This window comes from Enterococcus timonensis (assembly GCF_900104595.1).
GTDB lineage: Bacteria > Bacillota > Bacilli > Lactobacillales > Enterococcaceae > Enterococcus_J > Enterococcus_J timonensis.
This window is the reverse complement of sequence record NZ_FNVY01000001.1, coordinates 22,423-33,295: the sequence shown is the minus strand read 5'-3', so window position 1 is coordinate 33,295 and position 10,873 is coordinate 22,423. Positions and strand designations below refer to the sequence as shown.

The window sequence follows — 10,873 nt, the reverse complement described above, 5'->3', positions numbered from 1 at the left end:
TTCATGTAGTGCTCCCCATAACCTGGACTAATACTCAAGCATAATTATTGCTTGAGCTTTTTGTTATTGTATCATTTTTAATCGGTATTCGGTTGGAGAAAGCCAATCTAATTTCTGCTTGATTCGTTTCGTATTATAATAATCAATCCATTTAATAATTGTTTGCTTCAATTCCTCAAAGCTAGTAAAAGGGTTCTGTTGCAAAGTTTTAAATCTACTATCAAATAAGGTAGAATAATAGAAAAAGATAGCAGGAGGAATGACGATGAATCATTTTAAAGGAAAGCAATTTCAGCAGGATGTGATTATTGTAGCCGTGGGCTACTATCTTCGTTATAACCTTAGCTATCATGAAGTTCAAGAAATCTTATATGATCGTGGTATTAACGTTTCTCATACGACGATTTATCGTTGGGTGCAAGAATATGGCAAACTACTCTATCAAATTTGGAAAAAGAAAAATAAAAAATCCTTTTATTCATGGAAAATGGATGAAACGTACATCAAAATTAAAGGAAAATGGCATCATTTGTATCGAGCCATCGATGCAGATGGTTTAACCTTGGATATTTGGTTACGTAAAAAACGGGACACACAAGCAGCCTATGCTTTTCTTAAGCGGTTAGTGAAGCAGTTTGATGAACCGAAGGTTGTAGTCACAGATAAAGCCCCCTCTATTACAAGTGCCTTTAAGAAACTAAAAGAATACGGCTTTTATCAAGGGACAGAACATCGTACCATTAAATACCTGAATAATTTGATTGAACAAGACCATCGTCCAGTAAAGAGACGCAATAAATTCTATCGAAGTTTACGCACTGCCTCTACCACGATTAAAGGCATGGAAGCCATCCGAGGATTATATAAGAAAACCCGAAAAGAAGGCACTCTCTTCGGGTTTTCGGTCTGTACTGAAATCAAGGTATTATTGGGAATCCCAGCTTAAATCATAGATACCGTAAGGAATTTTATTCTTTATTTAAAACTTTGCAACAGAACCACATTTTGTTATTCTATCTCTAGTCTCATATAATCAATTGATTGATATTTATTTTGTCTATTTAAAAAGGCTTTAGGGTTTTCACCATATTTGATGAAATTGTATTTTTTATACAATGATATTGCACTAGTATTATTGGACACTACTTGAAGTTCTAATTGTTTGTATTGGGCTTTTTTACCCAACTCTATTATTGTAGAAAATAAGATATTGCCAATTCCAAGACCCCAGTATTCTTTTAAAATTGAAAGACCGATTACACCTCTATGTTTTTCCTTATCTTTTAGACTAACAGAGTTTAGGCTAGCACTTCCAATAATTTTATTATCAATTACTGCTAAAATTTCACAAGAATTTTCGCTATCGTTTAATTTCTGGTAACTATCCATTTCTTTCTCTAAATCAAAATGAGATTCATCAGGATAGGTTGTTAAAAAATCTGTTTCACTGTGAGTTTTATTGAATAAGTGATGCAACTCAATTGCATCATTCGGATTCGCACTTCTAATAATGACATGTACTCCATTTGGAAGTATATGTTCGTAATAATATTTCATAAAGTTGTCCTTTCGTAACTATTACCAAGTTTGCTTTATTTTCCATAAAATCTGCTATTGTCGTATTATCACGTCTCCTTATTAAAGATATATTATCATATTTTAAGGTTTAAAGTCCTGGAAGCTTAGGTATTTTTGGTATTGGTGGTGTAGGTGGCTGCAAGCTTTCCAATTTTTGTTGAATTGCTTTAAATTCAGGGGTTTCTTGGTGTTGATTTTGAACCATTTTTTGCTCTATTCGTTCTAAAGTCGGTTGAATTTCTTTACTTGATACTTTACGATTTAATTCTTTTTCTAAGGTTTCTTTTGGACTAATAGAAGGTGTTTCCAAACTTGAATAGAGTTTCACTCCTTCTCTGTTATATAGCCTTATATCGCTAAATAAGCCCGTTTTTTTAAGCAATTCTAAATTGTTAGGTAGATTTTTAACAACAATATCATGTGCTTGCTTTGGTGTTGCCCTGGCTGTCATAGGTTCATCTGCATACATGGTTTCATATCGTTCAATCGTTCCTAAATATGAGTTGATTTTAGGTACTGCCATGACATACATTTTTGTTTCATAACCTTTGGCTTGAAGCATTGTTGCAGTTTGAATGGGAACGTCTGTTGTTCGTCCTGTACCTTCAATCACCAAGTTATACCCTTGATCGCTCAAACGGCTTATGATTGCTTCTGTCATGCGATTAGAATAAGGCGTCACGTGTTTTACTACGTCTTTTTCATAAAGCTTCACTAGTTCATCAAAATTAGGGTGCTGTTGTTTAAAGGTATCATTATCAATGACAATAACATTCCCTTGTGTTTCTTCAAGAATTGCTGATCGCAAACTGGTTTTCCCTGACCCTGGTTGCCCACCAAGTAAAAAAGCGGTTGGCGATTCAACCGCTTTTTTTCCTTGAATCAATTCTTCTAAATTATCATTTAAGCGATTCTCAAATTGTTTGTCAGTAAAATTGACTATATTTGCCATATTAAGCCACTTTCTCTTTATTCAAAACTTGTTTTGAGTAACGATTCATTGACCGCCAATACTCATGAACGGCTTGTAATTCTTCTAAAGAATAATCAAAAAGATTTACACGTTTTGCAAGCTTTAATTGGTTTAATAAATTGACTTCCAATAATTGAGAGTCATTTTTATTTAATTCATGGTTCAAAACATAGTTTAATACTCGATTATAAACGCTTGCCGATAATTCGTTAATGATCTCTATTTCAAATGTTTTTTCATACGTAACTGCCATTTCATTTTCACTCCTTTTAAAGTTTGTCAGGTAAATATTTCCGTATATATTCTTCTAAGGCTTGATCCATAACTTCTTTTATGTTTCCGCCATTCTTTGCTGTTTCGATTTTTATGATATGGTGCAAGTCAGCACGAACACGAACCGTCTTATCTCCCATTATATCTTTTTTTGCACTGATTGGTGTATCATTTCGTTTTGCTTTTTGTGCGCCTAAATTTCCCACAATCACTCACTTCTTTCTATTTCTTCTTATTCTTATTTTATCATCAACAATCACAAATCACAAGTGATTTGTGATTTGTGATTAATCACTTGTGATTTGTGATTCTATTCTTTTTCGTTTTCTAATTGAATAATTCGCTCAAGCATTTCAAAAAATACGTTCTCATACATGGATAAAACTTTTTTGTCATAGCCTTTGTGTTCTGTAATTCCGTTTTTAGACCAGGTACTTACTTTATTACTTCGCTTGATAATATTTTGGAAAACCAAGTTATCTTCTTTATGTTGCTTGTACAGTTCTTCCAGGTTTGATTTTATCGTTGCGCTGTCCGTCTCAACTAAATAAGGAACAAAACCGATCATATCTAGTCCAGGGTTAAACTGTTCTTGTAAATCAATCAAATAGGAAATATAGTTTTGAATGTTGTTTGTACTTTCTTCTTCTGCTTGTAAAGGGATCATAACGTAATCACTTGCCACGATTGCATTATTTGTATAAACGCTTGGCGTTGGTACAGTATCAATAATAATGAGATCATAGTCACTTTTTAAAGGTGCTAAAAGAGTAGCAAGCAATCTACTTTCATTTTCAAAAGTCCATGAGCAAGTTAATTTTGGCAGTAACATCAAATCAAACGTGCCAGGGATCAAGTCTAAATTATCAGTCAAATGAAAAATAGAAGAAGCCAAGTTTCCATTTTTCAGTCCTTCATAAAAATTGACACGTGGCAATTCTACTTTAAACGTTTTTGCTAAGTCTTTTGTCAATGTTGCTTGTAAGTCGGTTCTGTTGCAAAGTTTTTCAATCAAGACCTTTTAGTGTAAAATCTAACTAAAATGACCCGGGAGGAACGAAGATATGAACCCTTTTAAAGGAAAACAATTCCAAGAAGACGTGATTATTGTGGCTGTCGGTTATTATCTTCGCTATAACCTCAGTTATCGTGAAGTTCAAGAAATTCTCTATGATCGTGGCATTGAGGTCTGTCATACAACCATTTACCGTTGGGTTAAGGAATACGGAAAGTTACTTTATCAGATCTGGAAAAAGAAAAACAAGCAGTCTTTTTATTCATGGAAGATGGACGAAACCTATATCAAAATTAAAGGCAAGTGGCATTATCTGTATCGAGCCATCGATGCAGATGGCTTAACCTTAGATATATGGCTACGAAAAAAACGCAATACACAAGCTGCGTATGCGTTCTTAAAGAGACTGTTCAACCATTTTGGAGAACCAAAGGTTCTCGTTACTGATAAAGCACCGTCGATTTCCTGTGCCTTCAAAAAGTTGCAGAATCATGGGTTTTATCAACATACAGAACATCGAACCGTAAAATATTTAAACAATTTGATTGAACAAGATCATCGACCAATCAAGCGTAGAAATAAATTCTATCGAAGCTTACGTACCGCTGCGACCACGATCAAAGGGATGGAAACCATTCGAGGACTATATAAGAAAAGCCGAAAAGAAGGGTCCCTTTTTGGTTTTTCAGTGTGTCTTGAAATCAAAGGATTACTAGGCATCCCGGCTTGATCGATAGTAAGCTTAAGGAAATTGTCTTTAGCTAGAGACGCTTTGCAACAGAACCGGACAAGTATTAACCGATTTTTAAAGGCCTTTTTAGCGTTTTTTCTATATTATCCCCATGACTGTATGCCGCTTTTTTTCGGAAAATTCCACATTCGGTTTGCATTGCATTCGTTTCTATGACAAGTGCTTTTGCAAATGTTAAAACACGAAATCGGGCTACTTTATCACAAGGAGATTGAAATAATCAATCTATAGTACGTACCTTTAGAGGACTAGCTTAATAAAAAAAGGGACACTAAGATAGTGTCTACTTAACTAATTTGCTGTTTTGTTTTGAATTATGTCTAGATAAGTTGTAAAGCGCATGAGTTTTTCCTCAATAGCCGTGTATGCATTACTATTAGTATTCAAGTATATACCAGAGTAAATCGTTACTGGTAGGACAGGATTATCAAAATCACTAAGTTTTAGAAATACAGTGATTTTATCTACTTTTTTAACAGTCTGCATTCCTGCGTTATCATAAGGCATTCCTATAGTAGAAAGGGAACACCTTATGATAACGCAGGAATCGAATCTTTCCACGCCTCATTGAAAAAGGAAGAAGTTTACACGACTAGCTACTCAAATTTTGAAGAAGCAAATCGTGCACTATTTAGCTATATTGAGGGATTTTATAACCGGAATCGACTTCATAGTTCGATTCACTATCTAACCCCTCAGGAGTTTGAAGATTTGGCAAAAGAAAAAATGACATAACCGTCTCTACTAAAATGTGTCCAAGATATTGACTCAAATCCAATTCCACCTCAAAACTGTGTTAGACTGAAGATGTACGAAAACAGCCTCATGAAACATTTCTCTGAGAACAAATCCATACAAAAACTAAAATTGAAATGGAGTTGGAATTATGAAATTAGGTTTTATAAAGTCAAATTTTCCAAATGAGCGTCGCGTCCCTTTGTTACCTGAACATATCAAGCAATTCGCCAATTCAATTTATATCGAGAATGGTTTTGGTGACTCGCTAAGTATCCCTGATGATAATTATCGAAAAGCAGGTTGCACTATTTTAACCCGTTCTGAAATTTTTGCCTCTTGTGAGGGAATCTTCTCTCTCAAACTCCTCCAACCATCTGATTACGACTTGATTCGTCAAAATCAGATGATTATTGGTTGGACTCATCCACTGGGATCAGGTAAAGAATTTATGGAGACTCAAGCAATTCCTAAAAATCTCTATATTCTTGATATCGATAATCAAAGACCCATGATGTACTATCAGGAAAATGCTTATCCTACACAGTTGATTCCTAGAAACTTCGTTTATCAAAACAGCTTCTATGCTGGTTATGCCGGAGTATTACATGCTCTCTTGAGTTTTGGCTTATTACCAAATAGTAATTGTGAGATTGCTATTTTAGGGTCCGGAAATGCAGCTCAAGGTGCTTTCCATGCGATCTCAAAAATTTCTTCTTCTGTCCGACTTTTTTATCGAAAAACACTTCCGCAATTCAAACAACAACTTTCTAAATACTCGATTATCATTAACGGCATTGAAGTGGGCGATTCGGGTAAGCCCATTATGACTATTGCAGAGCAAGGGCAGTTAAAAACGGGGGCCTTTATTATTGATATAGCAGCGGACGCTGGAAATGCAATTGAAGGAAATCAGACAACGACCGTGCCTGATCCGATCTATCAAAAAAATGGTATTTATTACTATACTTTACCTAACACGCCTACCTTCGCTTACCGAAATGTCAGCCAAATCCTAAGCGAACAATTTAGTAAGTACATTTTCAAAAATGATATTTCAGCCTTCATTGATGAAATTGAAGACAAATAGTAATGTTGAACAATAGTTCAACTCCACTGGCAATATTTTTCAAATCTTATTTCAGATATTATTGCTAGGTTGAGTAGCCGACTCATCTGATGTTCGTTAGAACATTTATAAACTTCTCAAAAATATACGTGTTATACTAATGCAGAGCTAAAGAAACAGTCGAAGTACATCATTTTAGCTCTAAGCCAGTTGCGGAAACAGCTGGTTTTGTTCGTCAATCATGGTCGTTGTTACGTTTTACTTACGTTGTTCCTAGTATCCACATTAGAGGTCTTTTTGATGTTATGGTTATTGAATACCACGAGGATGTGAAAACAATGATTAACTTTTATCCTGTACACGTTTATGTTTCTTGAATTGTCAAATTAAGTGCAACACAGTTTTATAAAAGATTTCATAAGGTGTTTTCCAATTCAAACATTTTTTGGGACGTGTAAAAATGTTTAAGAAAATGAGTTTATTAGTAGCAACAGTTATAGGGCTATTATTTACCTTTGGCAGTGAAGATTCGTATAAAACGACTGTAGGTGCTGATTCTGGTGGCCAAACAGTGACTCTAGCAACTGTGAATTGGGAGTCTGAAATAGCTTCAACAAATGTCCTGGCACAGGTGCTAAAAGAAGCAGGGTTCAACGTACAAATTACAACAGTAGACCCGGCCATCATGTTTAGTTCGGTTGCAGAAGGGCAGTTGGATGCTATGGTCGGCGGTTGGGTGCCTACAACGCACCAGGCCTATGCAGAGAAATATGGTGACTCGATGGTTGATTTAGGGGCTAACCTAGAAGGTGCTATTTCAGCATTAACTGTTCCAACATATATGGAAGATATCAATTCGATTACCGACCTCACGGATGAAAATGATTCAACTATTACAGCAATTGAACCAGGGGCAGGTGTTACCAACAGTGCCCAAAATGCTGTTAAGGAGTATGACAATCTATCCGATTGGGAGGTTTCTGTGAGTTCAACAGGTGCTATGATTGCTGAATTAGATCAGGCTATCAATAATGAAGAGGATATAGTTGTGGTTGGTTGGAAGCCGCATTGGATGTTCATGGATTATGATCTTAAGATGCTTGACGATCCAGAAAATGTCTTTGGTGGCTACGAGGAAATTCATTCATACGCAAGAGAAGGGCTAAAGGAAGATAATCCAGAAGCCTATAAGATTATTGATAACTTCTACTGGGAAGTTGAAGATATGTCTTCTGTTATGGAAGAATTAGCGACAGATGTAGAACCAGAAGAAGCAGCAGATAATTGGATTGAAGCCAATCGTGAAACAGTTGATGGTTGGTTAGAGTAAAAATTAGAGGTGTGACAAAAGTCGCTAAGACTCGGCGCGCTGGAGCAAAAGCCGAACAAGTACTGCTAAGTAATTGGCGTATTTTGGGAAGTGTTGGAAGAGTTTGACCTTTGGAACCGGATATCGTGAGCTACATAATAGAAGAAAAAGACAGGCGAGTAGATTAAATGAGAGTCTACCGCCTGTCTTTTATTTGTTATAAAGAATGTTATATATCTGTAGTGAAAAAGTGGCTTTCGTTTGGATTAGAAAAGCATTGTGTCTGCGCCGTATGGTTGACCTTGAGCTTCTTGCGCTAAGACATTTAAGAAGTTCCAAGGACGGCTGAATTCTGGTTGGAAGAAGAAATCAGCTTGCGCTAATTGGTCTACAGTCCATTCAGCTTCAATCGCAACAGATACAGCATTAATAGCTTGAAGAATGTCATAAGTTGACATTAATTGAGCACCTAATATACGACCGTTATCTGCATCGTAATGAAGCTTCATTAAAACTTTTTCTTCGTCATGCATAAATGAAGGACGGATTAAGTCTTCTTTGTAAACAGATTTCACATTTCCTTGGTAAGAGTTTGCGTTAGCATCCTTGATACCAGTAGTAGCGAATTTGTAGTCAAATACAGCAAGACCTGATGTACCGTTTACGCGACCAATTTTAGCGTCTGCATCACCACTTGCGTGACGAGCCATGATGACACCTTGGCGACGAGCGTTAGTTGCTAAAGCAATGTAAGCTTTGTCGTTTGTAGGTGCAAAAGGAATAGCAGTTGCATCACCTGCAGCGTAAACATCTTTAACTGAAGTTTCCATGTGTTCGTTGACTTCAACAAAGCCGCGACCATCAAGGGTTAAAGTGTCTTTCAACCATTGTGTGTTTGGACGAACCCCAACACTGATAATAACTGTATCTGCTTCGTAAGTGCCTTTGTCAGTGACAACAGCAGTTACTTCGTTGTTTTCGTTGACTTTAAATTCTTTCACACCTTCGCCAGTTTTAATCTTCATACCTTTTTCTTCCATATGTTTTGTTAGAAGACTAGTGAATTCACTGTCAAGGTAAGTTGGTAAGATTGAATCAACAAAGTCGACTACTGTTACGTCGATGCCAGCTTGTGCGTAAGCAATTGCTGCTTCGATACCGATGTAACCAGCACCAACAACTACAGCTTTTTTAGCTGAAGACATACGATTTTTCACTTTATCTGCCCAGTTTCTACCACGTAAGTAGAAGATGTTTTCGTGTTGGTCATCTACATTCGGGATTGTACCTGGTACACCACCTGGAGAAAGCAATAGTTTGTCGTAACTTTCTGTAGCTTCCACACCGTCAGTAGTGCGTGTTGTAATTTCTTTTGTCTCTGGGTTGATGGCAATCACACTTGTGTTCATGCGGATATCAACGCCTTGTTCTTTATATGATGCTTCATTTGCGTAGTGTAATTCATCCAAAGATTTTGAAATGTCTTCTAGATAGGACTGAATACCACATGATAAGAAAGAAGCGGTTGATCCAGCTTCAAATACAACGATTTCTGCATCTGAGTCTTTTTTCAATAGAGTTTGCACAGCTTCAAAACCAGCATGCGAAGTTCCTACTATAACGTATTTCATTCGTATTACCTCCAAAGGTCAATGTTTATCGTAAATAGAATTTATTTACCCAACTAAGTATACACTTCTTTGTCTTAAATTATCAAATTAAGTGCAACACAGTTTTATAAAAGATTTGGTTCCGTTGCAAAGTTTTAAATCTACTATCAAATGGCGATATTTTCACCTTCTCTGTCGCTATCTGTTGCAACAATAATTGTATTTGCCTTTTTGAGAAGTTCTGCAACAATTTTAAACTGCTTTCCCTTATCTTTTGCAACTTCAAAATCGTATCGATCAGGAAAAATCGGCAAAGATTCAAGTTTCCAATTTTGCCACTTTTCGTCATAATGACCTGGTTCTGCTAATTCCACTAAATGCCCAAAACCAAAGGTGATAAACGTTTCATCTGTAAATAGTGGGTCTTTGATCTCAAAATAACCGTCTTTTTTGGTGCTTTGTTTTAAAGCACTTGCGTAGGCTAATGCCTGGCTTGGTTTTTCAGCTAAAATAACCGTACTCATTAACTATCCCTCTTTTCATTGTTTTTTCTTTGATCGACTGTCACGTTATATCTTGCTCGATACCTTCTAAACGTTCGGCGATTGATTCCAGTTTGTTCTTCAACTTCTTTATCGGATAAACCATTCAAAAACAAATCGAAAGCATGCTTTAAACGTGGATCATTTTTTTTAAATTTCAGTTGCCGACCTTTGAATTTGCCTTTTTTCTTAGCAATTTCAATTCCTTGTGCCTGACGTTCCTTAATTTTTTTTCGTTCTGATTCTGCTTGATACTTGTACAATTCAATGACAAGGCTATTAATCAAACGCCTTAAATTTTCATCTTCAATACCATTCATTGAGGGTAAATTTAAGACTTCCAGGGTTGCCCCCTTAATTTGAATTTGATTCATCAATTCTGTTAATTCTTTATTATTTCGTCCTAATCGATCTAATTCAGTAACAATAACAATATCCCCTTCACGAATATAGTTAAGCATAGCTTGTAATTGTGGGCGTTCGACCGATTGACCGCTTAATTTGTCTGAAAAGACCTTAGAAACGCCCTGTAACGCTTGTAATTGCCGATCTAAGTTCTGTTCTTTGCTACTGACACGTGCATAACCAATTTTAGCCATTTTCAACCAACCTCTAAAATTCTCTCGGTTGCAATAACCAATCAGCTATATCTACTTTTTCAATTTCAAATTGCTTATCAGAAATTGTCTTTTCGTAAGCGATAAAATCTTGCGCATATTGTTGCTCATTAAAAATAGCTACCACTTCGTCATTTTCTAAAACTCGATAAATAAATTTTTTCATTTTACTCCTCCTATTATGCTCAACTTAAATGACCTATTCACCAAGTCAATTATACTGCTAAAATCATATTAGGACAAATAAGTATACTCTATTGACCTAACAAAGATAGAAATTCAAAAAACAAGTGTTCGCTACGCTCTCACTGCCCCTCGACGTTTTAGTAGCCTTTCCCTCACTTCGTTCAGTCCAAGCCAACTAAAAATTTTCGGGCTACTCTCTCCTTTACCCTAAAAAA

Annotated in this window: 13 protein-coding genes and 2 pseudogenes; 5 read left to right on the top strand and 10 right to left on the bottom strand. The window is 36.0% G+C overall.

Features of this window, described 5'->3' with window-relative positions; all coding sequences use genetic code 11:
* Window positions 1–63 precede the first annotated feature (63 nt).
* A complete protein-coding gene (locus tag BQ5341_RS10705; RefSeq protein ID WP_407920119.1) occupies window positions 64–261 on the bottom strand; it encodes an IS3 family transposase in 198 nt (65 codons plus the stop codon).
* A gap of 4 nt (window positions 262–265) precedes the next feature.
* On the opposite strand from BQ5341_RS10705, the gene BQ5341_RS00155 reads away from it, so the two are divergent.
* The gene (locus BQ5341_RS00155; protein ID WP_071130062.1) at window positions 266–946 is read left to right on the top strand and encodes an IS6-like element IS1216 family transposase; all 681 of its coding nucleotides are present in this window, start codon (window positions 266–268) and stop codon (window positions 944–946) included.
* 62 nt (window positions 947–1,008) lie between these two features.
* Here the strand turns inward: BQ5341_RS00155 and BQ5341_RS00150 are convergent, their stop codons facing one another.
* The 5 genes and pseudogenes from BQ5341_RS00150 to BQ5341_RS00130 form a co-directional block, all read right to left on the bottom strand.
* Window positions 1,009–1,557 (bottom strand): GNAT family N-acetyltransferase, encoded by a 549-nt coding sequence (locus BQ5341_RS00150; protein WP_071130061.1) that lies wholly within the window; start codon window positions 1,555–1,557, stop codon window positions 1,009–1,011.
* A gap of 109 nt (window positions 1,558–1,666) precedes the next feature.
* Window positions 1,667–2,530, bottom strand: coding sequence for a zeta toxin family protein (locus tag BQ5341_RS00145; protein WP_083378538.1), 864 nt, complete (start codon window positions 2,528–2,530; stop codon window positions 1,667–1,669).
* Between the two features lies 1 nt (window position 2,531).
* Complete coding sequence (locus BQ5341_RS00140) at window positions 2,532–2,804, bottom strand: antitoxin (RefSeq protein WP_000301765.1); 273 nt, start codon at window positions 2,802–2,804, stop codon at window positions 2,532–2,534.
* Between the two features lie 16 nt (window positions 2,805–2,820).
* Window positions 2,821–3,036 (bottom strand): peptide-binding protein, encoded by a 216-nt coding sequence (locus BQ5341_RS00135; RefSeq protein WP_071130060.1) that lies wholly within the window; start codon window positions 3,034–3,036, stop codon window positions 2,821–2,823.
* Window positions 3,037–3,134: 98 nt separating this feature from the next.
* Window positions 3,135–3,818 (bottom strand): annotated as a pseudogene (locus BQ5341_RS00130) (ParA family protein); the annotation flags it as partial.
* 70 nt (window positions 3,819–3,888) lie between these two features.
* On the opposite strand from BQ5341_RS00130, the gene BQ5341_RS00125 reads away from it, so the two are divergent.
* From BQ5341_RS00125 to BQ5341_RS00110, 4 genes and pseudogenes are all read left to right on the top strand, one after another.
* A complete protein-coding gene (locus BQ5341_RS00125; RefSeq protein ID WP_071130059.1) occupies window positions 3,889–4,569 on the top strand; it encodes an IS6 family transposase in 681 nt (226 codons plus the stop codon).
* 525 nt (window positions 4,570–5,094) lie between these two features.
* A pseudogene (locus tag BQ5341_RS10245) lies at window positions 5,095–5,325 on the top strand (integrase core domain-containing protein); the annotation flags it as partial.
* 151 nt (window positions 5,326–5,476) lie between these two features.
* Window positions 5,477–6,415, top strand: a complete 939-nt coding sequence (locus BQ5341_RS00115; RefSeq protein WP_071130057.1) for a Rossmann-fold NAD(P)-binding domain-containing protein — start codon at window positions 5,477–5,479, stop codon at window positions 6,413–6,415.
* A 439-nt stretch (window positions 6,416–6,854) separates the two neighbouring features.
* Window positions 6,855–7,724, top strand: coding sequence for a glycine betaine ABC transporter substrate-binding protein (locus BQ5341_RS00110; protein WP_003728480.1), 870 nt, complete (start codon window positions 6,855–6,857; stop codon window positions 7,722–7,724).
* 245 nt (window positions 7,725–7,969) lie between these two features.
* Here BQ5341_RS00110 and BQ5341_RS00105 read toward each other — a convergent pair whose 3' ends face one another.
* The 4 genes from BQ5341_RS00105 to BQ5341_RS10560 form a co-directional block, all read right to left on the bottom strand.
* Window positions 7,970–9,334, bottom strand: a complete 1,365-nt coding sequence (locus BQ5341_RS00105) for an FAD-dependent oxidoreductase (RefSeq protein ID WP_003728481.1) — start codon at window positions 9,332–9,334, stop codon at window positions 7,970–7,972.
* 146 nt (window positions 9,335–9,480) lie between these two features.
* Entirely contained in the window at window positions 9,481–9,837 is a 357-nt protein-coding gene (locus BQ5341_RS00100; protein WP_071130056.1) for a toprim domain-containing protein, read from the bottom strand.
* Window positions 9,837–10,454: a recombinase family protein gene (locus BQ5341_RS00095; protein ID WP_001062588.1), complete on the bottom strand. Its 618-nt coding sequence runs from the start codon at window positions 10,452–10,454 to the stop codon at window positions 9,837–9,839. Before BQ5341_RS00095 ends, BQ5341_RS00100 begins: the two co-directional genes overlap by 1 nt.
* A gap of 13 nt (window positions 10,455–10,467) precedes the next feature.
* Window positions 10,468–10,638 (bottom strand): hypothetical protein, encoded by a 171-nt coding sequence (locus BQ5341_RS10560; protein WP_000713595.1) that lies wholly within the window; start codon window positions 10,636–10,638, stop codon window positions 10,468–10,470.
* Window positions 10,639–10,873: the final 235 nt, after the last annotated feature.

Excerpts from the sequence above, each read along its gene's own strand:
- BQ5341_RS00155 (WP_071130062.1), top strand. The coding sequence starts at position 266 with ATGAATCATTTTAAAGGAAAGCAATTTCAGCAGGATGTGATTATTGTA.
- BQ5341_RS00150 (WP_071130061.1), bottom strand. The coding sequence starts at position 1,557 with ATGAAATATTATTACGAACATATACTTCCAAATGGAGTACATGTCATT.
- BQ5341_RS00145 (WP_083378538.1), bottom strand. The coding sequence starts at position 2,530 with ATGGCAAATATAGTCAATTTTACTGACAAACAATTTGAGAATCGCTTA.
- BQ5341_RS00140 (WP_000301765.1), bottom strand. The coding sequence starts at position 2,804 with ATGGCAGTTACGTATGAAAAAACATTTGAAATAGAGATCATTAACGAA.
- BQ5341_RS00125 (WP_071130059.1), top strand. The coding sequence starts at position 3,889 with ATGAACCCTTTTAAAGGAAAACAATTCCAAGAAGACGTGATTATTGTG.
- BQ5341_RS00115 (WP_071130057.1), top strand. The coding sequence starts at position 5,477 with ATGAAATTAGGTTTTATAAAGTCAAATTTTCCAAATGAGCGTCGCGTC.
- BQ5341_RS00110 (WP_003728480.1), top strand. The coding sequence starts at position 6,855 with ATGTTTAAGAAAATGAGTTTATTAGTAGCAACAGTTATAGGGCTATTA.
- BQ5341_RS00105 (WP_003728481.1), bottom strand. The coding sequence starts at position 9,334 with ATGAAATACGTTATAGTAGGAACTTCGCATGCTGGTTTTGAAGCTGTG.
- BQ5341_RS00100 (WP_071130056.1), bottom strand. The coding sequence starts at position 9,837 with ATGAGTACGGTTATTTTAGCTGAAAAACCAAGCCAGGCATTAGCCTAC.
- BQ5341_RS00095 (WP_001062588.1), bottom strand. The coding sequence starts at position 10,454 with ATGGCTAAAATTGGTTATGCACGTGTCAGTAGCAAAGAACAGAACTTA.
- BQ5341_RS10560 (WP_000713595.1), bottom strand. The coding sequence starts at position 10,638 with ATGAAAAAATTTATTTATCGAGTTTTAGAAAATGACGAAGTGGTAGCT.